This window comes from Pseudomonas sp. D3-27 (assembly GCF_051132165.1).
Classification (GTDB): domain Bacteria; phylum Pseudomonadota; class Gammaproteobacteria; order Pseudomonadales; family Pseudomonadaceae; genus Aquipseudomonas.
This window is the reverse complement of sequence record NZ_CP071667.1, coordinates 3,737,529-3,760,224: the sequence shown is the minus strand read 5'-3', so window position 1 is coordinate 3,760,224 and position 22,696 is coordinate 3,737,529. Positions and strand designations below refer to the sequence as shown.

21 protein-coding genes are annotated in these 22,696 nt (G+C 62.1%); 14 read left to right on the top strand and 7 right to left on the bottom strand.

What is annotated here, in order from left to right; genetic code table 11:
* The first annotated feature begins 51 nt into the window (after positions 1-51).
* From J3P92_RS17070 to J3P92_RS17035, 8 genes are all read left to right on the top strand, one after another.
* The gene (locus tag J3P92_RS17070) at positions 52-3,324 is read left to right on the top strand and encodes a transporter substrate-binding domain-containing protein (RefSeq protein WP_434648410.1); all 3,273 of its coding nucleotides are present in this window, start codon (positions 52-54) and stop codon (positions 3,322-3,324) included.
* 154 nt (positions 3,325-3,478) lie between these two features.
* Positions 3,479-3,901, top strand: coding sequence for a response regulator (locus tag J3P92_RS17065; protein WP_420767834.1), 423 nt, complete (start codon positions 3,479-3,481; stop codon positions 3,899-3,901).
* Positions 3,902-4,014: 113 nt separating this feature from the next.
* On the top strand, positions 4,015-4,629 hold the full coding sequence (locus J3P92_RS17060; protein ID WP_420767833.1) for a response regulator: 615 nt from the start codon (positions 4,015-4,017) through the stop codon (positions 4,627-4,629).
* A 144-nt stretch (positions 4,630-4,773) separates the two neighbouring features.
* Positions 4,774-5,640 carry a pirin family protein gene (locus J3P92_RS17055; RefSeq protein ID WP_434648408.1) on the top strand — a complete coding sequence of 289 codons (867 nt, stop codon included), beginning with the start codon at positions 4,774-4,776 and terminating at the stop codon, positions 5,638-5,640.
* A 93-nt stretch (positions 5,641-5,733) separates the two neighbouring features.
* Entirely contained in the window at positions 5,734-7,176 is a 1,443-nt protein-coding gene (locus J3P92_RS17050) for a mechanosensitive ion channel domain-containing protein (protein ID WP_420767831.1), read from the top strand.
* Between the two features lie 123 nt (positions 7,177-7,299).
* Positions 7,300-7,740, top strand: a complete 441-nt coding sequence (locus J3P92_RS17045) for a carboxymuconolactone decarboxylase family protein (protein ID WP_434648405.1) — start codon at positions 7,300-7,302, stop codon at positions 7,738-7,740.
* Positions 7,741-7,877: 137 nt separating this feature from the next.
* Positions 7,878-8,300: an HPF/RaiA family ribosome-associated protein gene (locus J3P92_RS17040; protein ID WP_420767829.1), complete on the top strand. Its 423-nt coding sequence runs from the start codon at positions 7,878-7,880 to the stop codon at positions 8,298-8,300.
* Positions 8,301-8,311: 11 nt separating this feature from the next.
* Positions 8,312-9,487, top strand: coding sequence for a hypothetical protein (locus tag J3P92_RS17035; RefSeq protein ID WP_434648402.1), 1,176 nt, complete (start codon positions 8,312-8,314; stop codon positions 9,485-9,487).
* A 203-nt stretch (positions 9,488-9,690) separates the two neighbouring features.
* Here the strand turns inward: J3P92_RS17035 and J3P92_RS17030 are convergent, their stop codons facing one another.
* A complete protein-coding gene (locus tag J3P92_RS17030; RefSeq protein WP_434648400.1) occupies positions 9,691-10,842 on the bottom strand; it encodes an MFS transporter in 1,152 nt (383 codons plus the stop codon).
* 129 nt (positions 10,843-10,971) lie between these two features.
* Positions 10,972-11,628: a carboxymuconolactone decarboxylase family protein gene (locus J3P92_RS17025; RefSeq protein ID WP_434648397.1), complete on the bottom strand. Its 657-nt coding sequence runs from the start codon at positions 11,626-11,628 to the stop codon at positions 10,972-10,974.
* 255 nt (positions 11,629-11,883) lie between these two features.
* On the opposite strand from J3P92_RS17025, the gene J3P92_RS17020 reads away from it, so the two are divergent.
* On the top strand, positions 11,884-12,903 hold the full coding sequence (locus tag J3P92_RS17020) for a diaminopimelate epimerase (protein ID WP_434648394.1): 1,020 nt from the start codon (positions 11,884-11,886) through the stop codon (positions 12,901-12,903).
* A gap of 143 nt (positions 12,904-13,046) precedes the next feature.
* Here J3P92_RS17020 and codA read toward each other — a convergent pair whose 3' ends face one another.
* The 5 genes from codA to J3P92_RS16995 all read right to left on the bottom strand — a co-directional run bounded on the left by codA (position 13,047) and on the right by J3P92_RS16995 (position 18,263).
* Positions 13,047-14,294, bottom strand: coding sequence for a cytosine deaminase (gene codA, locus J3P92_RS17015; RefSeq protein ID WP_434559839.1), 1,248 nt, complete (start codon positions 14,292-14,294; stop codon positions 13,047-13,049).
* 12 nt (positions 14,295-14,306) lie between these two features.
* Complete coding sequence (codB, locus tag J3P92_RS17010; RefSeq protein WP_420765665.1) at positions 14,307-15,578, bottom strand: cytosine permease; 1,272 nt, start codon at positions 15,576-15,578, stop codon at positions 14,307-14,309.
* A gap of 257 nt (positions 15,579-15,835) precedes the next feature.
* Positions 15,836-16,666 carry an alpha/beta fold hydrolase gene (locus tag J3P92_RS17005; protein ID WP_434648391.1) on the bottom strand — a complete coding sequence of 277 codons (831 nt, stop codon included), beginning with the start codon at positions 16,664-16,666 and terminating at the stop codon, positions 15,836-15,838.
* A 77-nt stretch (positions 16,667-16,743) separates the two neighbouring features.
* Entirely contained in the window at positions 16,744-17,100 is a 357-nt protein-coding gene (gene queD / locus J3P92_RS17000; RefSeq protein WP_025212792.1) for a 6-carboxytetrahydropterin synthase QueD, read from the bottom strand.
* Positions 17,101-17,183: 83 nt separating this feature from the next.
* On the bottom strand, positions 17,184-18,263 hold the full coding sequence (locus J3P92_RS16995) for a patatin-like phospholipase family protein (RefSeq protein WP_434648388.1): 1,080 nt from the start codon (positions 18,261-18,263) through the stop codon (positions 17,184-17,186).
* Positions 18,264-18,488: 225 nt separating this feature from the next.
* Between J3P92_RS16995 and J3P92_RS16990 the strand changes: the two genes are divergently transcribed.
* The 5 genes from J3P92_RS16990 to J3P92_RS16970 all read left to right on the top strand — a co-directional run bounded on the left by J3P92_RS16990 (position 18,489) and on the right by J3P92_RS16970 (position 22,637).
* Complete coding sequence (locus J3P92_RS16990) at positions 18,489-18,797, top strand: PepSY domain-containing protein (RefSeq protein ID WP_434559833.1); 309 nt, start codon at positions 18,489-18,491, stop codon at positions 18,795-18,797.
* Complete coding sequence (locus J3P92_RS16985; RefSeq protein WP_420765669.1) at positions 18,797-19,108, top strand: PepSY domain-containing protein; 312 nt, start codon at positions 18,797-18,799, stop codon at positions 19,106-19,108. Before J3P92_RS16990 ends, J3P92_RS16985 begins: the two co-directional genes overlap by 1 nt.
* Positions 19,108-19,776, top strand: coding sequence for a response regulator transcription factor (locus tag J3P92_RS16980; protein WP_434559831.1), 669 nt, complete (start codon positions 19,108-19,110; stop codon positions 19,774-19,776). The genes J3P92_RS16985 and J3P92_RS16980 overlap by 1 nt, the downstream gene beginning before the upstream one ends.
* The gene (locus tag J3P92_RS16975) at positions 19,773-21,086 is read left to right on the top strand and encodes an ATP-binding protein (protein WP_420765671.1); all 1,314 of its coding nucleotides are present in this window, start codon (positions 19,773-19,775) and stop codon (positions 21,084-21,086) included. Before J3P92_RS16980 ends, J3P92_RS16975 begins: the two co-directional genes overlap by 4 nt.
* A gap of 234 nt (positions 21,087-21,320) precedes the next feature.
* Entirely contained in the window at positions 21,321-22,637 is a 1,317-nt protein-coding gene (locus tag J3P92_RS16970; RefSeq protein ID WP_420765919.1) for a Na+/H+ antiporter family protein, read from the top strand.
* Positions 22,638-22,696 lie beyond the last annotated feature (59 nt).

Here is a 22,696-nt window from a genome sequence, read left to right as displayed (position 1 = left end):
GGTCGCTGAAGTAGCGTTCCGGGCCGATTTCGCCAAGCGAAACCTGATCGAATGATGCTGTTGCTGCGCACGGGCCTGGCGGCGATATGGCTGGGTCTATCCTGTATGGCGCCACAGGTGGGCGCTAAACCCGAGTCGCTGCAGGTGCTCGGACGATCCACTGTGAGCGATTATTCGGTGAGCCTGGACGAAGCCGACTGGGCCTGGCTGCGGCGCAAGGGCACGTTGCTGCTGGGCACCTCGGCACCGGATTATCCGCCGTTCAGCATCACCGGCAATGGCAACGATTACGAAGGCTTGACCGCTGACTACGCCCGGTTGATGGGGCAGTTGTTGCACGTCGAGGTGCGGGTGCAGCGGTACGCCTCGCGGGATGCATCGCTCCAGGCCCTGCGCAGCGGGGAAATCGATATGCTCGGCACCGCCAATGGCTTCGAGGCCAGCGATCCGGGGCTGGCGATGTCCCAGGCCTATGCCGATGACATTCCTACGCTGGTGGCCAGGGTCGATGCCGGCGAGGAACTGCCCGCGGACCTGGCGGGCAAACGGGTGGCGATGCTGTATCACTACTTGCCCCCGGACAAGGTCGAGGCTTTTTATCCCGACGCCACTTTGCAGTTGTTTCCCTCGACCTTGAGCGCCATCGGCGCCGTGGCGTTCGGCCAGGCCGACGTCTACCTGGGGGATTCGATCAGTGCCCACTACCTGATCAGCAAGAACTACCTTAACAATGTCCAGCTGGTGGATCTCTCCCGCATGGAAGTGCAACCGTTCGCCTTCGCGGTCAGTCGTGGCAACAAGCAGCTGTTGCGCATCGTCAATGCCGCGTTACAGGCCATCCCCATCGGCGAACGCATGGGCATCCTGCGGCGTTGGAATGCCGGCGGGGCAAGCGTGCCGGGCCAGCAGGCGTTGCATTTCAGTGTGAATGAACAGCGCTGGCTCGATGCCCATCCGCGAATCAAGGTGGCTGTCAGCGAAAATTTCCTGCCGTTGACGTTTTTCGATGAGCACGGCCAAGTCCGCGGCATCGGGGCCGATGTGCTGGCCAGGATCAGCTTGCGCACCGGCCTGAAATTCGACATCCAGCATGGCGATTCGGTGGATGACCTGGTCGGCAGGATCACCAGCGGCAAGGCCGACGTTCTGGCAACCGCGATTCCCAGCGCGGAACTCGAAGACGAGTTGCGCTTTACCCGTCCGTACCTGACGAACCCCTTCGTGCTGGTGGTGCCGGTCAAGGCGAATGACTCGCTGACGATGGATCGGATGGCCGGCAAACGGCTGGCGCTGGTGCGCGGGAACATGCTGCGCGAATACCTGCTGGAGCAGTTTCCCACGGTGCAGTTGGTGCCGGCGCAGAACCTGGCCGAGGCCATGTCCATGGTCGCCACAGGCGCGGCGGACGGCGCGATCAGTTCGCTGATCAGCGCTCGCTACATGATCTCTCGCCAGTACCGCGAGAAGCTGCAAGTCACCAGCACCGTCGGCACGGTGCCCGCCCGCGTCGCGCTGGCGACCAGTCATGACGCAGCGCAGCTCTATTCGATCCTGGACAAGGCGCTGCTGAGTATTTCCCCCGAGGAAATGGATGAGCTGACCAATCGTTGGCGCAGTGAAGTGGTAATCGATGACAGCTACTGGCTGCGCCATCGCACCGCGATTGTCCAGGGTTTCGCCATCGCCGCCTTGCTGTTGCTGCTGGCATTGGGCTGGGTTGTCTACCTGCGGCGCCTGCTCGAGCAATTGCGCGTGGCCAAGGCCAGCGCCGATGATGCCAACCGGGCCAAGACCACGTTCCTGGCGACCATGAGCCACGAAATCCGCACGCCGATGAACGCCGTGATCGGCATGCTGGAAATGGCGCTGAAAAAAGCCGAGCAAGGCGTCATGGACCGGGCCGCCCTTGAAGTCGCGTCGAGCGCCGCCCAAGGCTTGTTGGATTTGATCGGCGACATTCTCGACATCGCCCGCATTGAGTCGGGGCGGCTGTCGCTGACACCTGAGCGCGCCAACCTGCGCACGATGGTCGAGGCCGTGGCGAGGATGTTCGAGGGCCTGGCCCGGCAAAAACAATTGAACCTGCGACTGGATGTGGACGCGGCGAGCAATCAGGACGTATTGATCGACCCGATGCGCTTCAAGCAGGTGCTCTCGAACTTGCTGAGCAATGCCATCAAGTTCACCGAGCAGGGCCACGTGCGCCTGGTGCTGCGAGCCGAACCGGGAAAGGGAGGGCAGCGCCTGGCCATCCGTCTGCGGGTCGAAGACACCGGCCGCGGAATTTCAGTCCACGACCAGCAACGCTTGTTCAGCCCCTTCGCTCAAGTCGGCGACAGCACCCAGGCGGCGCGCAGCGGTTCGGGGTTGGGGCTGGTCATCAGCCGAACCTTATGCGGCATGATGGGCGGCACATTGCTGCTCGATAGCGTGCCGGGACAGGGTACGCAGGTCGAGATCCGCCTGGAGTTGCCATTGCCTGAAACGGTGGGCGAAGCGCCGGTGGTGCAGACCGAGCCGGTGATGCCCGCACGGCCGTTGAACATCCTGGTGGTCGATGATTACCCGGCCAACCGGTTGTTGCTGGTCCAGCAAATAAACTACCTGGGCCACCGGCTGCGGGAGGCCGAGGACGGTGCCGAGGGGTTGCGGGCGTGGCGCGCCGGGCAGTTCGACGCCGTCATCACCGATTGCAACATGCCGCGGATGAGCGGTTATGAATTGGCCCGCGCCATTCGCGACGACGAGCGGGACCGAGGCCTGGCGCCGACCACGATTCTCGGCTTCACGGCCAATGCCCAGCCCGAGGAAAAGGCCCGTTGCCTTGCGGCGGGAATGGACGACTGTCTGTTCAAACCCATCGGCTTGAACCAATTGAACGCGCGTCTGGCATCGGTCGTGCCCAACGGTGCGGTGGAACCGCGTGTTGCTGACGCAGACTTCGACCTGACCAGCCTGGAACAACTGACCGGCGGCGACTGGGTTTCCACCCAGGGCCTGTTGCTGGAACTGATCGACAGCAATGGACAGGACAAGGCGCGGTTGCAGACATTATTTTCGCGCCATGACGTGTCCGGGCTGTCCGATCTGGCGCATCGGATCAAGGGCGGGGCCAGGTTGATCCAGGCACAGCGCTTGATTGCCGCTTGCGAAATACTGGAAAACGCCTGCCGCGCGGGCGAAACGTCATCGCTCGCTGCTGCGGCGGATGAGTTGCACGAGGCGATGGAGCACCTGACTGGGCGGCTCCAGGCTTACATGACAAGCAAGCCCGTTGCGCAAGGCAACGCCGGCGCCATCGACCCTACGCGCGACCGGCATTGATAGAAAACGCACACTGCCGCAGGTCGACAGGCGATTTTTCTTCCTGTTTTTGAGATTTGTCCTACAGCGTGCTTAAAGACCTTCCTCTAGCCTGACGCGACTTAACGTTCCCGAGCCGGTTCGTACCTGCCGCGTTGCCATTGGAATGCCTGCCATGCCAAATAAAGCTCTACGCATCATGATTGCCGATCCTGAGCATTATCATCGACTGCAACTAGAACGCCTGTTTAATCACCAAGGCTATTTCCGCATCGCTCCGGTGAGCGACGTGCATGAACTCCTGACGTTGGTGGACTGCGGCTGTGAGCCGTTCGACCTGGTCATCGTCAATGCCAGCGTGGCGGATGACGCCTTGGACCTGCCCGGATTCTTCCTCGACAACCCTCTGGTTCGTCATGCTTTGATCTACAACGCCCAGCAGGGTACCCCGGCGACTCGCCAGCCTTTTCTCCAGGTAAGCAACGCCCGACTGCCCGATGCGATTTCCGTGCAGCGCCTGATGAAAAGCGTCGATCCAGCGGCCAACGAGCCGGTTCCGTCCTGGGCTCGCACCGTCGGACAGCGTCACGGAACCTGACGGCACCGCTGGTCCGCACTGTCAGATCTTACAGGTGGCTGGGTCAGCCATTTGTGTCACCGTCGATGCGGTCATGGCGTCGGCGCCGTTTGCATTGTCCCCGGGGAGTTGCCTTGAAAAACGTATTGATTGTGGACGATCACCCCGTCATCCGGGGGGCGCTGCGGCTTGTATGCCAGAACGAGGGATTCAGCCAGGTCACTGATGTCAGCGGCGTGGCCGATGCGCGGGCATGTATCAAGCAGGATATCCCGGACGTGGTGATCCTGGACCTGGTCATGAATGGTTTCGATGGCTTGGACCTGCTTGTCTGGATCACCGGCCAATTTCCCGGTTGCGCTGTGCTGGTGTTCACCTCCCAGGATGCCCAGCATTTCTGCAACCGCTGCATTTCTGCCGGGGCCAGGGGGTTCGTGACCAAGAAAAGTGACCTGAAGGAGCTGATAAAGGCCATCCACGCCTTGAAGTCCGGCTATTCCTATTTTCCGCAGATGTCCGTCAGGCTGGACTTTCAACAACGTTCCGAGCAGAAAGCACTCGAGAGTCTTTCCACCCGGGAGCTATCCATCCTGCGGATGCTGGCGATGGGCATGCGTGGCAAGGACATCGCCGAGACTTTGTTCCTCAGCCCGAAGACAGTCAGCACCTACAAGACCCGTTTGCTGGAAAAGCTCGGCTTGAGTTCCCTGGTGGGCCTGTCGGAATTTGCCAAGCGCAATCAGCTTTGAGCGTCAGAACCGAGTTCGCCCTCGCAGTGTCGATCGTCGTTCCATAGGTAGAACGCTAAGGCCGGTTTTTGCAGTCTGGTGCGTTATTGGTATGGGTTTTAAGCTGTGTCCATCGAATCTCAACCTTTGATTTGGAGACGCAGCTTGAAAAAAATCATAGGCCTCTATACCAGTCCAAGGCCGCATTGGGTTGGCGACGGCTTCCCGGTCCGTACGCTGTTTTCCTACGACAACCTGGGCAAGCACATCAGCCCGTTCCTGCTGCTGGACCACGCCGGCCCCAGCGAATTCACGCCCACCACCGAGCGCCGTGGCGTCGGCCAGCATCCTCATCGGGGTTTCGAAACCGTGACCATCGTCTACCAGGGCGAACTGGAGCACCGCGACTCTACCGGCAGTGGCGGCAAGATCGGCCCCGGCGACGTGCAGTGGATGACCGCTGCCTCAGGAATCATCCATGAGGAATTTCACTCCGAAGCGTTCGCCCGGCAGGGTGGCTTCATGGAGATGGTCCAGTTATGGGTCAACCTGCCAGCCAAGGACAAGATGGCGCCGGCCGGCTACCAGACCCTTCTCAAGCAGGACATTCCGAACATCACGCTAGAAGACGCGGCCGGCAGCGTGCGGGTAATCGCCGGGCGCTTCGAGGGGCACCAAGGCCCGGCGAAAACCTTTACACCCATCGACCTCTGGGATATCCGCCTGAACGCCGGAAAAGAGCTGACCCTGGACCTGCATGACGGCCACAGCAGCGCGTTGGTCGTGCTCCGAGGTTCGATCCAGGCCAACGGCCGCGAACGGGTCGAAGCCGGGCAACTGGCACTGTTTGATCGGGTAGGCGACCAGTTGAGCGTGCAAGCCAACAACGACGCGGTACTGCTGTTGCTCAGTGGCGAGCCGACCGATGAGCCCATCGTCGGCCATGGTCCGTTCGTGATGAACAGTGAGCAGGAAATCCACCGGGCCTTCGAGGATTTCCATTCCGGGCGCTTCGGCCGGATGGATGGCTAGTCAAGCAGCAACGCGAATCCATTGTGGGGGTGATCTCTACAGCCGCTTGAATCTGTGCCAATCTTCGCCAATCGCCTTCCTGGAGCTGTCCCGATGCTCGCCCCGATCACCGACCATCCGCTGCTGTGTGCCCTGGCATTGCTCGTGCTCGATTTGCTGGCGTGGCGGCTGGTCAGTGCCGAACGGACCTACTGGAAAATCGGCGTGCGGCTGGCGATTTTCATGTTGTTCAGCATGCTGCTGTTCAACGAAGGCCTCAACCCCATGCAGACCGCACAGTGGGTCGACGACGTACCTCGGCACCTGGCGGCGACCGGCCTGCAGATTGCGTGGTGGTTGTTCGCCGCGCGAACCCTGACGGTGATGATCGGCGCGGTCATGATGCAACGGGTCGGCCATACGGGACGGCTGTTGCAGGATCTACTGGGGGCGGTGATTTTCCTGGTCGCTGTCATCGCGGCGCTGGCTTATGTGTTGGATCTGCCGGTCAAGGGCGTGCTCGCGACGTCCGGCGCAATGGCGATCATCGTCGGCCTGGCCTTGCAGAGCACCCTCAGCGATGTGTTTTCCGGCATCGTGCTCAACACCACCAAGCCCTATCAAGTCGATGACTGGATTTCCATCGACGGCACCGAGGGCCGGGTCACCGACATCGACTGGCGGGCCACGCGATTGCAGACCTCCCAGGGCAGCATGGCGGTGATTCCCAACTCCTTGGCGGCGAAAGCCAAGATCGTCAACTTCAGCCGTCCCAGCGACATGCATGGCTTGTCCATCAGCCTCCAGATCAGCCCGCATGCGCGCCCACAAAAAGTGATCGAAGCGCTGGAGCGGGCAATGATCGGCTGCCGGGCGCTGCTCGCCAGCCCGGCGCCCAGCGTCACGCTCAAGAGCGCCGGCAGCGCCGGAGCGGAATACGAGATCAGCGGTTTTGTGGCCTCGATGGGGCAAAAACGCGAAGTCCGCAACCAACTGTTCGATCTGGCGTTCCGGCATCTGCATGCATCGGGCGTGAGCCTGCTGTCTACTGGCGAAAGCGCGGCGGCCGTGGCGGTGTCGCGTCCTCGGGCATTGCTGGAAAGCTCCAGCATCTTTTCCACGCTGCGCCCGGACGAGAAAGACACGTTCAGCCAGAACATGACCCTGCAGACGTTCCGCGCCGGCGACGTGATCCTGGCAGCCGGAGAGGTCAGCGACCACCTGTTCATCATTGAGTCCGGCGTGGTCAGCGCGAGCCTCATGCGTAATGGCCAGCCCATCGAGGGCGGGCGCATGGGGCCGGGTGAAGTCATCGGCGAAGCCGGGGTCGTCGCCGAGCAAGCGGCGTTGGCGAGTTTCACCGCGAAGACGTTCTGCACCCTGTATCGCATCGAGAACAGTTACCTCAAACCCTGTCTCGAGGCCCGTCGCGACATCGGCGACGCCATGAAAAACCTGTTGGACGTACGCATCCACCTGGCTCAGAACCTGACCCGTGACATACCCAAGCCGGTCGCCAAGAAGCGCTTTCTGCAATGGTTGCGCAGCCGGGCCTGACCTATCTCCACCGGCAGGCAACGACGCTTCATTGGTCACTCGAACTTCCCCACAATTGGCTATTTGTCCTGCGCCAGTGCAGGGCTAACGTAGCGCCACACCCAATTGTTCAGGAGTTCCCCCATGCAACCGCGTATCGATTTTTATGCCGCTTCCCCTGATGCCTACAAAGCCATGCTGGCCCTGGAGAACGCGGTCTCCAGATTGGGCCTTGAAAAGTCCCTGATTGAGCTGGTGAAGCTGCGCGCTTCGCAAATCAATGGCTGCGCGTTCTGCATCGATATGCACACCGCCGATGCGCGCAAGGACGGCGAGACCGAGCGGCGCCTGTATGCCGTGACCGCCTGGCGCGAGGCGCCGTTTTTCACCGGCCGTGAACGCGCCGCGCTGGCTTGGACCGAAGCCCTGACGCGCCTGAGCGAGACCCATGCGCCCGACGCCGACTACGAGCTGCTGAACGAGCACTTTACGCCCAAGGAAATGGTTGACCTGACCGTGGCGATCAACGCCATCAACGGTTGGAACCGCTTGGCGGTGGGCTTCCGAAAAATGCCGGAGGTCTGAAAGGCGAGGTAATGCTCCCACAAAGGGTAATCAACAGCCTCTCAGGCTCCAGTCATCCCGCGCCGGGAACTTCGCCCGTTTGATCTTCTTCTACCTACAACAGGCGGCGTCAGCCGTCTTTTGCAAAGGAGTCGATCATGCAAGTTCAAGTCAACAGCAACCATATTGAAGGCAGTGCCCGTTTGCAGGAATGGGTTGGCAGTACGGTGGTGGACGCGTTGCAGCGTTTCGAAGATCAGCTGGCCCGCGTCGAGATTCACGTCAGTGATGAAAATGCCCAGAAGGGCGGTGCCGCCGACAAGCGTTGCCAGATCGAGGCACGCGTACAGGGCCACTCATCGTTGTCGGTCAGTCACAAGGCCGAGAGCCTGGAGCTGGCCGTGGAGGGCGCTGCCGAGAAAATGCTGCACGCGCTCGATCATCAGATCGGCAAGCTCAACCCCGCCGTCGAATCGATGGGCCGCGTAACCGCACCCGTCGATGAGGCGCCGCCGGAGATGGTGGACGCCATGCTGGAGGAGGACTTCCTCGAAAACCAAGAGGCTCGTGGTAAAGAATAAAGGAGACGATCATGACCGCTCATCAACCCTTCAGCCGGCAGGTGCTGGCCGAGCTCCTGGCGTTCGACGAACAGCCGAGCCTTTCGTTGTACATGCCCACCCATCGCACATTCCCCGAGCGTAGCCAGGACCCGATCCGCTACAAGAACCTGGTGCGTGACCTGCAAACCCAACTTGAACAACAGCACCCTGACATGGACTGCGCGCCGTTGCTGGCTCCGTTCCTGGCCTTGGTGGAGGACCAGGGTTTCTGGAATTCCAACCGCGACGGCATCGCGGTGTTCGGTGCCCGTGACTATTTCAAAGTCGTTTCGGTGAGCCAGCGCTTGCCGGAATGCGCGTTCGCCAACAGCCATCCTTATCTCAAGCCGTTGTTGCGCCTGGTGCAGTCCACCGAGCGTTACCAGGCGTTGTGCCTGACCCGCAACGAGATCTGGTTGTATGAAGGTTCCAGCGAGCAGTTGGAGAAAATCGAGCTGGCCGATCCGGTCCCGCGCAACCAGAACGAGGCGTTGGGCGATGAGCTGACGTCGGGTGACCAGCAGGGCTTCCCCAATGGTTTCAGCCGCAGCGGCGAGCGTGGCGATGCGATGATGCATGAGTCCGCCGGTGGCGGTAAGCAGGACGAAATCAACCTGGATCGCGAACGGTTTTTCCGCGCGGTGGACAAAGCCATCCTGCAACATCACTCGCAGCCTTCGGGCCTGCCGATGATCCTGGTGGCCTTGCCGGAAAACCAGGCAGTGTTCCGTGCCGTCAGTCATAACCAGCACCTGCTGACGCAGGGTATCGAGGGCGATCCTTCGCGGTTGAGCGTCGAAGAGTTGCGGGTCCAATGCGCCAAGCTCATGGCCCACAGTCACGCCGACCAAGTGGTCGATAGCCTGAATCGCTATGGCGTCGCGGTCGGCCAGGGACGCGCCCTGGACAAGCTGGCCGACATCGCCAAGGCCGCTTGGGAGGGCCGTGTCGCGATGTTGCTGGTGGAGGCGGAGCGCCAGGTGCCCGGCCAGCTGGACCCGGACAAAGGCCGGTTGATCATCGACGAGACGGGCGATGAACAGGCTCCAGATGTGCTGGACGAACTGATCCTCGCGGTGACGCGTCAAGGCGGTGAAGTGGTCGTGGTGCCGCCCGAGCATGTCATGCCGACCGACACCGGGGCAGCCGCGGTGTGCCGGTTCTGACCGATACGTGATGTAAGCCGAGCCCTGTGAGAGCTTGGTCGCGATGGCAGATTGTCAGTCATCCCTCGATGTCGACTGACCCGACGCCATCGCGAGCAGGCTCGTTCGAATGCGAAGCCTCTGGCACAGCGCATTCACCGGTTTACGACTGCTTCGCAGCCGAGCGGGAGCAAGCTCCCTCGCCACGGGGACGTCTCAAGGCTTCAGACTTTCAACACCTTACCGCTAAACGCCACCGCCACCAGCGATAGCGCAATCAAGCCGAACGCGATGCCCAGGCTGCTGCCATGGGCGACGAAGCCGATCAGTGCCGGCCCTGCGAGAATGCCGGCATAACCGATGGTGGTAATGGCCGGCACGGCGATGGCTTCGGGCATCAGCGTCTGTTTACCAACGGCGGTGTACAGCACCGGCACGATGTTGGAACACCCGGCACCGACCAATGCATAACCCAGCAGCGCGGCTTGCCACATGGGCGCGACGGTCGCCATCAGAAATCCCGCGGCGGCCATCGTTGCGCCGTAAATGATCACCCGCTTGGCCCCCAGTCGATGCACCACCGAATCGCCCGTCAGCCGGCCAATGGTCATGGTCAAGGCAAACGCGGCGTAACCCAGCCCGGCATAGGCGCTATCCACTGCGCGTTCGGCGGTCAGGAACACGGCGCTCCAATCCAGCACCGCGCCTTCGGCCAGGAACACGATAAAGCACAGGATGCCGATAAACAGCACCACGCCGTGGGGAATGGCAAACGCCGGCCCAGCACTTTCACTGCCATAGGGCAGCAGGTGCGGCGCTGCCTTGAACAGCGCCACCAACAGCACGCCATTGACGACAAGCGTCGCCGCCAGCGGCGAAAGTCCCAGGCCGAGCAGGGCGCTCACACCAGCGGCGCCAATGATCCCGCCGAGGCTGAACATGCCGTGGAAACCCGACATCATGGTCTTGCCGCTGGCGCGCTCGACGATGACCGCTTGCAGGTTCACCGTCGAGTCCACGGTGCCGAGCCCGGCGCCAAACAGGAACAACGCCGCCACCAGCCACGGCAAGGAACTCATGGTCGCCAGCAATGGCAGCGCCAGGCAGACCAGAAGCGTGCCGCCACTGAGTACTCGACGGCAACCGAACCGTGTCGCCAGCGCGCCGGAAATCGGCATCGCCAGGATCGATCCGACTCCAAGGCATAGCAGCAGCAACCCGAGGGTGCCTTCATCGAGGTTCGCCCGCACCTTGGCATAAGGCACCAGCGGTGCCCACGCGGCGATGCCGATTCCGGCGATGAGGTAGGCGACACGGGTGGACATCTGCTCCAGGCGCCCTGGAACAAAGGTAGGTGGAGGGGTGATAGCGGTCATGAATCGTCCTTGGCGTTCGTGCGGTGCGGTCAAGCGGGCAGGGAGGCGCCTATGCTTGCATATCCACTGACCGCACCGCGACCCCAACGTGCCAAGGCACTGGACGTGTCCTGTCGGAACCCGCGCGAGTCATCGCGCGTGATACAACCTGAGGCTGATCACATGGTCAGCCTCCACCTCGAAATATACCAGGGCGGTGGGGAAGTCGGATTCTGCATCGAAGCATTCGACGACCACATTCCGGGCCGACGTTCCATGAACCGACAAGCGTAGGGCTTTGCGCAGCAACCGCTTGATCTGAGGTTGGACCGGGATGGGCGGACGGCCCTTGCGCACCCGCTCGCAAAAGTCCAGCGTCACCTCCCGGGGCGTGGGTGGCGGTGGCGAGGCGAGGCCCGCTTCTGCAAACAACCGATTGAGCTGATCGGCCGCGGAGACGGCTCGCGGAAAACCCGCGAACGCCGAGGCCTGTACCACCAGTTCAATCATCTCTCCCGGCGCCAACCCTGATGCGAGCCCGGTTTTCAAATGTACGCTAAGGGGAGGACCGACCATTCCGGCCGCCACGATGGCGGCCAGCGTTGCGCCTTCACGCAGGCGCGGGTCGAGGCCGGGACGACTCTGCAAATGACCGTACACCACACCGACGGCGAGTTCGCCAAGCGCCGGAGCAGTGTGGAACAACGCGTCGAGTCGCGCGCCGCCGTCGGGTACCAGTTCGATGAAGTGTTTTCGGCCTTCGCTGTAGAGCTCTGCCATGGGCGTTGAGGTGCGCTTGTTTTTCATGATGAGTCCTTGTCCGGGCGTGACTTGCCTACGTTACGAGCTAGCCAGCCAAGTCGCACCTGTCGGACCTTACAGGTGACGCCCCGGTGTTTTGCGTGTACCAAACCGGCGTTGCAGCATTTCCATCGGCAGATCCGATTGACGCTGGAGGATGTGCAGAACCGATGACAGGGTTATTGATACTGTATCCGTGTGTGCTCGGGCGGTGGATTGGCCTAGAGTAGCGACTTCCCCAGGCTTATTCCGGACCGACGCATGGCACAGTTCTACGACGCACGCGGCAATGTTTATGGAGTCGTTTCCCCGCAGCAAATCCGTGCCGAGGGGATCGATCTTCCGCCGTCTGCCGTCCAGGCAGCGCGAACGCGCCAAGCCTGGAGTTGTGCCGCGGTGCAGGCTTTTTGCGCATGGGCGCCGGGCGAAGCGCCGCCGGATGCCAAGGCCCATCGCAGTGATGGCCTGCTGATTGGCCCGTTCCAGGACGAGCCGTCATTCGATGTGTTGATCGTTAATACCGATGGAACGCTGGCCGAGCGCAGTGGCAATGGCTTGACGATTTTTTCCCTGGCCCTGCAAGAGCGAGGTCTGCTGCCGGAGGACATGGACTTTTTGCTAAGGGTCCATCACGACAAACCCGAAGGTGTCTCACCGCTGCAAACGACGGTTCGCGCCGCCGAGTTCGAAGGCGTGCAAGGGTTCTGGCTGGATCTGGGCAAACCGCTGTTCGGACCCCGTGCCGTCGCTGCCCAAGGGGTGGAAAAAGTGACGTCCGGCCGGTGCGAAACAAGCCGGGTGCCTGCGCTTCATGCGTTGGATCCGGCGTGGGGCAATAGCCAGTTCGTGCGTATCGGCAACCCCCACTGCGTGACGTTGGTCGATGACGTGGAGGCATTGCCGAGTCTTTCACAGATGCGCGCGCCGTTGCTGTCGCAGAGCCTGACCGCCATTGCCTATGCCACCCCCGGCGGGGCGGGCGATCCTTGTCCGGCGGGGATCAATCTGCAACGGGCGTGGCGCGCGGGCGAAGGGCAAGTCGCGGCGCGGGTGTTCGAGCGGGGCGAAGGCCCTACCGCGTCATCAGGCACCAGCGCCAGCGCCGTGGCCAGTGCCGCCTGGCGGTTGGGGTGGGTGAGGGCGGGGGTGGTGAGGGTGGTGATGCCCGGCGGCACGGCGCCGATCCTGCTGGAGGAAGAGGCAGGCGAGCTGGTGCGGGTCAGGTTGTTTGGCGCGGCGCGGCCGATGACGTCTTCGCGAGCAAGCTCGCTCCCACAGTAGATCTCCAGCGGGCGCAGATTTCAGGTATCACACCAATCCCCTGTGGGAGCGAGCCTGCTCGCGATGGCGTCAGCTCAGTCACATAGATATCAACTGACAGACCCCTATCGCGAGCAGGCTCGCTTCCACAGGTATAGGGGATTTCAGGTCAACTGCGGCCCGAACTCTACCACCGGCATCTGCCGCTTCATCAGCACTTCGCCTTTGCGAATCGAGTAAAGCGGCAGGCCCTGGCTGCGGATCACTTCGTAATCGCTGTCGGCCGAAAGGACCAGCAGGTTCGCCGGACGCCCAGGCTCCAGCCCGTAGCGCTCGCCCAGGGCCATGGCCTTGGCACTGTTGTCGGTGACCAGGTCCAGGGCGCTTTGCAGGTTGCGATAGCCGAGCATATGGCAGATGTGTAGCCCGGCTTCGAGCACGCGCAAGATGTTGCCATTGCCCAGCGGGTACCATGGATCGACGATCGAATCCTGGCCGAAACACACATTCATTCCGGCTTCGAGCAGTTCATTGACCCGGGTGACGCCGCGACGCTTGGGGAAGTTGTCGAAGCGTCCTTGCAAATGGATGCTTTCGGTCGGGCACGATACGAAGCTGATTCCAGAGTGGCCGAGCAGGCGGAACAGCTTGGCGCAGTAGGCGTTATCGTAGGAGCCCATCGCCGTGGTATGGCTGGCGGTCACCCGCGCGCCCATGTCGCGACTGCGCGCTTCTTCGGCGAGCACTTCGAGGAAGCGCGAGTGTGGGTCGTCGGTTTCATCACAATGCACGTCCACCAGGCAGCCGGTGCGCTCGGCCAGGTCCATCAGGAACTTCACCGAACTGACACCCTGGTCGCGGGTGTATTCGAAATGCGGAATGCCCCCCACCACGTCGGCGCCCATGCGGATCGCTTCTTCCATCAGCTCGCGGCCGTTGCGGTAGGACTCGATGCCCTCCTGGGGGAACGCGACGATTTGCATGTCGACCAGATGGCGGCTTTCCTCGCGCACTTCGAGCATTGCCTTGAGCGCCGTGAGCGCCGGATCGGTCACGTCGACGTGGGTGCGCACGTGTTGGATGCCATGGGCGGCCAGGGCCTGGAGAGTCTTCTTGGCGCGGGTCTTGGTGTCTTCTTGGGTGATGGTGGCCTTGCGTTCGCCCCAGCATTCGATGCCCTCGAACAGCGTGCCGCTCATGTTCCAGCGCGGTTCACCGGCGGTCAGTGTGGCGTCCAGGTGTATGTGCGGCTCGACGAAAGGCGGCACCACCAGGTTGCCTCCGGCATCAATGTCTTCGGGGCCCAGGCTGGGGGCTTCGGTCTGGCGGGCGATGCTGGCGATCAGGCCGTTTTCCAGGTGCAATTCATGCAAGCCTTCGCGGTTGCGCAGGCGGGCGTTGATGATGTGCATCAGGCGAATCCTTTAGAGGTCTTGTAGGGGCGCGTCAGCGGTGCGAGTGCCTGTTACGCCGATCAATAGCACATACGTTAGCGCGCCGGTGGCGATTCCTACCAGCGGTGCGATCCATGGCGAATTGAACGCCGCAACGGTGCCGACGGCATAGGCACCCAGCCCAGGCCAATTGAACGCAGGCAGTTGCGCCTGCGCCAAGCGAGGATAGCGCCCACGCCAGCGGAAGAAGAAGTCGGCCATGATGACCCCGCCAATCGGTGGAATCACGGTGCCGAGCAGGATCAGGTAAGGCACCAGCAAATCGTACATGCCCAGCAACGCCAACAGGGTGCCGATCGCGGCGCCGACCAGCGTGACCGCCCTGCGTCGGCGAGTGCGCAGCAGGTTGCAACCGGCCACGGCGAAGTTGTAGATGGTGTTGTCCTGGGTGCTCCAGATATTGAGCAGCAGCATTGCCATCGCGGCCATGGCGAAGCCCTGCAACAACAGGACTTCGACGACGTCGGGCTGCTGGTAGACGATGGCACCGTATGCGCCGATCAACACCATCAGGCCATTGCCCAGGAAAAAGCCGATCAGGCTCGCCAGCACCGCGACCTTCGCCGAGCGGGAAAAACGTGTCCAGTTGGTCGCCTGCGTGGCGCCGCTGACGAACGTGCCGAAAACCAGGGTGATTGCCGTAGACCAATCCAGATTACCCGTTGGCACAACCGCCAGCAGGCCATCGAGGCCGCCGACCTTCTGCGTCGCGACCCACATCGAGAGCATCAGCAACAACAGCATGGCCGGTACGGCGATGTACGACAGGATCTCCAGCCCGCGATAGCCGATATAAGCCGTGGCGCAGAATCCCAGGCCGAACAGCACCATCAGCCCCAGCACCGTGCCCTGGCCCAACTCGAAGTACTTGCCCAGCACCACCGCAGCGGTGGCCGTGCCCCAGGCGTACCAACCGATCTGGGTAAAGCCCAGGATCAGATCGCTGAGCTTGCTGCCTACTTCGCCAAAACAGAGGCGGCCCATCAACACTGAATTGAGCCCGCTCTTGAACGCGATGTAACCCAGGCCCGCGGCATAAAGGCCCAGCAACAGATTGCCGATGACGATGACGCCGAGCATGTCCGCGAAACCGAACGCCACGCCCAGCTTGCCACCGGCAAACATGGTGGCGGTGAAAAACGTAAAGCCCAGCAGCACCATGGCCGTCGAAGCCAGGCCCTTGCGTGCGCTCATCGGGACTTCACTCAAGGGGTAGTCATTACCGGGATCGTTCTGGGTCATGTGGCGGGTCCTTGCGGAGAGAGAAAAAGCGCAAGCGTGCAGCGGCCGTGCCAAGCGAGCGATCGCCGGTTATTTATAGACAATCCCGTTGGGTTGGGTGGGTTTCGAGGAACAAAAGTGGTGCAGGGATGGTTCACGTTGGAACACGGAGGGGCCGTGTGGGAGCGAGCTTGCTCGCGATAGCGTCAGGTCAGCCACATTCCCATCAACTGACGAATCGCTATCGCGAGCAAGCTCGCTCCCACACCGTAAAGATTTCAGGTAGGGGAAAGCGGCCCTAAGAACCGCAACACCGCCGCGACGATGGCTTCCGGCGCATCCTCCTGAACCAGATGTCCAGCGTTCGGCACGGCCTGAAACAGCGCCCCCGGAATCATCTTGTGCAGCGCGCGGCCACGCTCGATGGGGATCCACTGGTCATCTTCACCCCACAATATCTGGGTCGGGCAGCGTACGCTGGGGTACAGCCCTTCGACCTCACGGGTGTAGCGCTCGTCCATCTGCGCAATCTGCCGGTAGAAGGCCGCCTGGCCCGGATCGCCAAGCCACGGCTTCACGTAGGGCGCCAGTTCTGCGTCGCAGATGTCTCGTTTCATCGCGCCGCGGACATAGGTCGGCACGATAGCGCGCTGGATGTAATCGGGCAGGCCGCTGAACGCCGCTTCATGCTGGCGCACATGCTGGACGAAAGGCGAACCCCAGGGCGACAGGGCCACCGGGTCGATCAGGGTCAGGCTTCGGTAATCCTTGCCATCGAGCAGATGTGTACGCAGCGCGGTGGCGCCGCCAAAGTCATGGGCCACTACGTCTGGACGCTCCAGGTTCCAGTGTTCCAGCAATTGGGCAAGCAGTGTGTTCTGCACGCCCAGGGACACGTCGGCGTCCGGTTGCGCAGATTGGCCATAACCCAGCAGGTCGAAGTAATGCACTTTGTGCGTGGCGAAGAAGAGCGGGGCGATGCGGTGCCACACATGGGAAGAAAAGGGCGTGCCGTGGACAAACACCAGCGGCGGGCCGTCGCCGTGGATGGCGTAGCGGACGGGGTGTCCGTTGAACTGGTAGACCTGATCCAGCGGCCAATGGGTCATGATCGTATCCTCTTGGCATGTTTAAGCCAGAGAGCATAGACACAAAAGCTGCAGCTCCCTCGCCACAGCAGGTTTGGTTACTCTCCGTGATAGATGCAGCCGCTGGTGCAGGTCTCGTGGATGCGAATGGCGCTGAGTTCCGGCAGCAGCGGCTTCAACTCATTCCAGATCCACTTGGCCAGGACTTCGCTGGTCGGGTTTTCCAGGCCAGGAATGTCGTTGAGGTAGTTGTGGTCCAGGCGCTCGTAGAGCGGCTTGAAGATCGCCTTGATTTCCGAGAAGTCGCGAATCCATCCCGTGTGCGGGTCGATGTCACCGCTGAGGTGGATAGCCACCTTGAACGAGTGACCGTGAAGACGGCCGCACTTGTGGCCTTCGGGTACGTGGGGCAGGCGGTGGGCGGATTCGAAGGTGAATTCTTTGAAGATTTCCACAGGTTCAGGCTCTTTAAGGTAGCGGTCGCGAGGCAGGCGGCGGAGTTTATCAGGTTGATCCGTGTGATGCGCGAGCATGCTGACTAAAGGGTCAGCAAACGCTCGCCCCATCCACCGTTGGCCGTCAGTTCAAGGAACTCATCGCCGAGCCGGCGGCTTTCGTCCATCGCCGTGCGCCAGTATTTACGGCGGCTCGGGTCATCGCCCATGAAGCGCTTGAAGTCGTTGCGATCCGGCAGTTTGCCGTAGGGCAGGCGAGCCAGGTATTCGCGCGATGGCGCGAGCAACAGCACGTTCTGGAGGCGTTCGGCGTTGCCCCTGCGCCATGGCAGGCCCTTGTCGAACCAGCCGGGAATGACCCGATCGGTGAAGTGTGGATAGAGGACTATGTCCTCGCCGCTGTAGGGCAGGTCTAGGTGATAGTCCAACAGACCGCCGTCGCGGTAGGTGCCGGCGCCGGCGCCGGGGAGGTCGCGCACGCCTTCCATTACCATCGGGATCGAGCCCGACGCCAGCAACGCCTGGCGCAGGTTATCGGCGGCCAGCGGCACGAAGCGCGACGGGAAGTCTGTCAGCGGATTCAGCGGAGGCGCCAACCGAGGATCGTGTACGATCAGCCGCTCAAAATGCCGCGACAAGCGTGCGCGGCCCCGCAAGTTGTCGGCAATCACCGACGACAAGCCCAGGCCCAGCCGGCCACGGTGGTCCAGTGCCAGCAAGCCGTGGCTCTTGACCACCATGATATTGAGCCGGTAGAGCGGGTTGTCGAGGATCGTCAGGTCCCGGCCTTCCAGCAGGTCGTCGAGCATGCGCTGGGAGCTTTGGCTGACGCCGGCCATGGTCACGCCTTTGGCGAAGCTCTGTTCGTTATACAAAGTGCCCAGGCGCCGGATACCCTCGGCGGCGTTCGGCAGACAGGCGCTGGCAAAGCGCCAGGAGCCAACCGAAGCGCCGATCAGCGACCGCTCTCGCGGCGCGGCGGGGAGCCATTCGCCGAACAGGGCCAGGTCCAATCCCTGGATGCCCAAGGCTTTCGGGCCACCGGCGGCACCCGGCAGGATGCCAACATCGGCGGCCTTGAGGCCCGCCTCGCGGATACGCTTGAAGGCGCGGGAGCCGGCCTTGACGGTGAGGGCTGGGAATTTGATATGGATGGCGGTCATACCGGTCTCTGATACTGGCAAGCGATGAATTATAACGACACAAAACCCCGTAGGAACGAGCTTGCTCACGATAGCGTCAGCCCAGTTGCATCGATGGCAACGCAAAAACCGCTGTTGCCAGCAAGCTCGCTCTCAATTGATGTGTGTCCAATGATGGCAATTCAGTTTCAGTTAAGTTCATCCCGATAAAGTTTCCCGGTGAAGATTATAAGAAGGAGATAATCCGTGAACCGCCTGACTGCCTTTATTCTCGTGACGCTCATGGCCTTTGGCGCTGGCCTGGCTCAAGCACGAGATCTCCATCGCCATGAGATCAAAAAGCTGGTGGACGCTGGTACCATCCTGCCTTTTGACAAGCTCAACGAAGCGGCCCTGGCCGAACACCCTGACGGCACCGTGATTGATTCAGAGCTGGAAGATGAATACGGCAAGTACCGTTACAAGGTGGACCTGCGCGATGCGGATGGCATCGAATGGGAACTGGAACTCGACGCCGTCAGCGGCAAGGTGCTCAAGAATCATCAGGATACGTAATGAAGCTTAGTTTACGCGCCCGCAGCCGCTGGGCGCTGGCGCTGCTGGCGTTCTGTTCACTCGCCATGGCCCGGGACCTGGACCAGGACGAGGCCCTGCAACTGCGCCAACAGGGCGTGATCCTGCCGCTGGAGCAATTGCTCCAACAAGCGCTGGACCGCCATCCTGGCGCCAAGTTGCTGGAGGCCGAGCTGGAGGAAAAGCACGGCGTCTATATTTATGAGGTCGAGCTGCTGGATACCGACGGCGTAGTGCGCGAACTGGACCTGGAGGCCGCTACCGGCCGTTTACTCAAAGATAAGGAAGACTGATGCGCCTGCTCCTGGTGGAAGACCACGTTCCCCTGGCCGATGAGCTGATGGCCGGGCTTGCGCGGCAGGGTTATGCGGTGGATTGGCTGGCCGATGGTCGTGATGCGATCTACCAGGGCAGCAGCGAGCCCTACGACCTGATCATTCTGGACCTGGGCCTGCCGGGCGTTCCTGGGCTTGAGGTGCTGACGCAATGGCGAGCCGGTGGCCTGGCCACGCCGGTGTTGATCCTCACCGCCCGCGGCTCCTGGGCCGAGCGCATCGAAGGGCTCAAGGCCGGGGCCGATGATTACCTGACCAAGCCCTTTCACCCCGAAGAACTGCACTTGCGCATCCAGGCGCTGCTGCGTCGTTCCCACGGCCAGGCCAATCAACCGACGCTCCAGGCGGCCGGGTTGCACCTGGATGAAGGGCGCCAGTGCGTGATTCGTGACGGAGCGGAGATCCAGCTGACCGCCGCCGAGTTCCGCTTGTTGCGCTATTTCATGTTGCACCCCGAGCAAATCCTCTCCAAGAGTCATCTCGCCGAGCACCTGTATGACGGAGAAACCGAGCGCGATTCCAATGTGCTGGAAGTCCATGTCAACCACTTGCGGCGCAAGCTGGGGCGCAGCGTGATCGAAACCCGTCGCGGCCAGGGATACCTGTTCGGCGGGCAGACGCAGTGAGATCCATCCAACGGCGCCTGAGCCTTGGGCTGATCGGTGTGATGGTCGTGGTCGGCCTCGTCCTGGCGCAGACCAGCCTGTGGCTGTTCGAACTAGGCTTGCAGCGTTATCTGGAAGCGGGGCTGCGTAACGACAGCGAGAACCTGTTGGTAGCTTTGGTCCGTGGCCCGCAAGGTTTGCAGTTGGACGAGCGGCGCTTGTCACCGGCGTATCTGCGGCCGTTTTCCGGGCACTATTTCCGCATCGATTTCGCCAACGAGCATTGGCGCTCCCGCTCCCTGTGGGACCAGGAACTGCCCCGGCTCGACCATCCGGGCCTGCACAGCAATCTGCAACTGGGCCCCGAAGGCCAGAGGCTGCTGGTACTGCGCACCGACTATCGGCGCTTGGGCCAGGCAATTTCCATCAGCGTGGCCCAGGACTACACGCCCGTGCGCGACAGCTTCCTGAGGATGCAGCAGGTCGGCTTGGGGCTCGGCCTGGCCGGGTTGCTGCTGATCCTGTTACTCCAGCGCCTCACGGTACATCGCGCGTTGCGTCCGTTGGAAAAGGCTCGGGAGCAGATTGCCCAGTTGCAACGCGGGCAGCGCTCGCAGCTCGATGAGCAAGTGCCCAGGGAGCTGGAGCCACTGGTGGCGCAGATCAACCATCTGCTGGCCCACACCGAAGACAGCCTCAAGCGCTCACGCAACGCCCTGGGCAACCTGGGCCATGCCTTGAAGACCCCGCTGGCGGTGCTGCAAAGCCTGGCGTCGAACGAAAAGCTCGACCCTTATCCGGAACTGCGCAAGTTGCTGCTCGAACAACTGGAGCAGGTTCGCCAGCGCTTGAACCGCGAACTCAATCGCGCCCGGTTGTCCGGTGATGCGTTGCCCGGGGCGCACCTGGACTGCGACGCCGAACTGCCGGGATTGCTGGCGACGCTGAACATGATCCATGGCGAGCATCTGCATCTGGCCTACGTCGGGCCGCCCGGCTTGCACCTGCCTTGGGATCGTGAAGACCTGCTGGAACTGCTGGGCAACCTGCTGGACAACGCGTGCAAATGGGCCGACGCCGAAGTGCGCCTGAGCGTGAGCGAGACGGTCGAGGGCTTCAGCCTGGTGGTGGAAGACGATGGGCCGGGCATCCCCGCGGAGCGCCGCGACCAGGTATTCAGCCGAGGCACGCGGTTGGATGAGCAAACCGACGGCCACGGCCTGGGGCTGGGCATCGTGCGCGACATCGTCGACACCTGGGGCGGGACGCTGGCGCTGGGTGACAGCGAGTGGGGCGGCTTGAAGGTCGTGATCGACTTGCCCAAGCGCTGAAACACGCTAATGGTGCCGCTGAGCCCTGGGGGAGCGAGCTTGCTCGCGATAGCGTCAGTTCAGCCAAATGAATATCAACTGACCCACCGCCATCGCGAGCAAGCTCGCTCCCACACTGGATCGGCAGTGAATGCGAAACCCGCCGCATGACCCTTGCAGCTTGCCGCCGCTTCCTGCAAAGTCGCGACCTTTTTGTCCGGTGGCTTTCCATCGCTGTGCTTTGAGGTAACGATGATAAATGCAGTAATTGCGGCGGTTGGCGTCATGCTGGTGCTCAGCCTGTCCCGCGTGCATGTGGTGATCGCGCTGATCGTCGGCGCATTGGTGGGCGGCCTGACGGGCGGCCTGGGGATCGAGGCGACGCTCAAGGCGTTCAATGCAGGCCTGGGCGGCGGCGCTACGGTGGCGTTGTCCTACGCATTGCTGGGTGCTTTCGCCGTGGCGATCGCCAAGTCCGGCATGGCTCACGCCTTGGCCGACAAAGCCCTGGCCATGGTCGACCGCCAGGACGCCGCCGGCGGCACGGGCGTCAAGTGGGTGCTGATCGGCCTGCTGGGTACCGTCGCGGTCGCTTCACAGAATATCCTGCCGATCCACATCGCCTTCATCCCGCTGCTGGTGCCGCCACTTTTATATGTACTGACCAAGTTGCAGATGGACCGCCGGTTGATCGCCTGCGTCATGACCTTCGGCCTGATCACGCCCTATATGTTCCTGCCGGTGGGCTTCGGCAATATTTTCCTTAACGAAATCCTGTTGGCCAACGTCGCGAGAAGTGGCGTGGACGTCAGCGGCATCAACATCACCCACGCCATGGGCATCCCGGCGCTGGGCATGGTGTTTGGCCTGGCGCTGTCGTTTATCACCTATCGCAAGAAACGCGTCTATGACCTGAAGAAAATCGCTCGCGCCGAGCAGGTGGCGGTGCGCTATAACCCGCTCAGCCTGTTGGTGGCGGGGTTGGCGATCGCGGCGGCCTTTGCCATCCAGCTGCTGCTCGACTCGATGATCATCGGCGCCCTGGCCGGCTTCCTGATCTTTTCTGTCTCGGGTGTGGTGCGTTGGCGCGAGACCGATGACCTGTTCACCGAAGGCATGAAGATGATGGCGATGATCGGCTTCATCATGATCGCCGCGTCGGGGTTCGCCGAGGTGATGAAAGCCACCGGTGAAGTCCAGAGCCTGGTTGAAACCTCGGCGGCCTGGATCGGCCACAACAAGGGCGTCGGCGCATTGCTGATGTTGCTGGTGGGATTGTTGGTGACCATGGGCATCGGCTCGTCGTTCTCCACGGTGCCGATCCTGGCGACTATCTTTGTGCCGCTGTGCCTGCAACTGGGTTTCAGCCCGCTGGCGATCGTCTGCATCGTCGGCACCGCCGGCGCCTTGGGCGATGCCGGCTCGCCTGCCTCGGACTCGACGCTGGGCCCGACCTCCGGCCTGAACATCGACGGCCAGCATCACCACATCTGGGACACCGTGGTTCCGACCTTCATCCATTACAACCTGCCGTTGCTGGTGTTTGGTTGGGTGGCGGCGATGGTGTTGTAGGCCAAGACCGCGTTGCGTTCATCGCGAGCAGGCTCGCTCCCACATTGGATCGCATTTTC

Excerpts from the sequence above, each read along its gene's own strand:
- J3P92_RS17070 (WP_434648410.1), top strand. The coding sequence starts at position 52 with ATGATGCTGTTGCTGCGCACGGGCCTGGCGGCGATATGGCTGGGTCTA.
- J3P92_RS17065 (WP_420767834.1), top strand. The coding sequence starts at position 3,479 with ATGCCAAATAAAGCTCTACGCATCATGATTGCCGATCCTGAGCATTAT.
- J3P92_RS17050 (WP_420767831.1), top strand. The coding sequence starts at position 5,734 with ATGCTCGCCCCGATCACCGACCATCCGCTGCTGTGTGCCCTGGCATTG.
- J3P92_RS17045 (WP_434648405.1), top strand. The coding sequence starts at position 7,300 with ATGCAACCGCGTATCGATTTTTATGCCGCTTCCCCTGATGCCTACAAA.
- J3P92_RS17040 (WP_420767829.1), top strand. The coding sequence starts at position 7,878 with ATGCAAGTTCAAGTCAACAGCAACCATATTGAAGGCAGTGCCCGTTTG.
- J3P92_RS17035 (WP_434648402.1), top strand. The coding sequence starts at position 8,312 with ATGACCGCTCATCAACCCTTCAGCCGGCAGGTGCTGGCCGAGCTCCTG.
- J3P92_RS17030 (WP_434648400.1), bottom strand. The coding sequence starts at position 10,842 with ATGACCGCTATCACCCCTCCACCTACCTTTGTTCCAGGGCGCCTGGAG.
- J3P92_RS17025 (WP_434648397.1), bottom strand. The coding sequence starts at position 11,628 with ATGAAAAACAAGCGCACCTCAACGCCCATGGCAGAGCTCTACAGCGAA.
- J3P92_RS17020 (WP_434648394.1), top strand. The coding sequence starts at position 11,884 with ATGGCACAGTTCTACGACGCACGCGGCAATGTTTATGGAGTCGTTTCC.
- codA (WP_434559839.1), bottom strand. The coding sequence starts at position 14,294 with ATGCACATCATCAACGCCCGCCTGCGCAACCGCGAAGGCTTGCATGAA.
- codB (WP_420765665.1), bottom strand. The coding sequence starts at position 15,578 with ATGACCCAGAACGATCCCGGTAATGACTACCCCTTGAGTGAAGTCCCG.
- J3P92_RS17005 (WP_434648391.1), bottom strand. The coding sequence starts at position 16,666 with ATGACCCATTGGCCGCTGGATCAGGTCTACCAGTTCAACGGACACCCC.
- J3P92_RS16995 (WP_434648388.1), bottom strand. The coding sequence starts at position 18,263 with ATGACCGCCATCCATATCAAATTCCCAGCCCTCACCGTCAAGGCCGGC.
- J3P92_RS16985 (WP_420765669.1), top strand. The coding sequence starts at position 18,797 with ATGAAGCTTAGTTTACGCGCCCGCAGCCGCTGGGCGCTGGCGCTGCTG.
- J3P92_RS16980 (WP_434559831.1), top strand. The coding sequence starts at position 19,108 with ATGCGCCTGCTCCTGGTGGAAGACCACGTTCCCCTGGCCGATGAGCTG.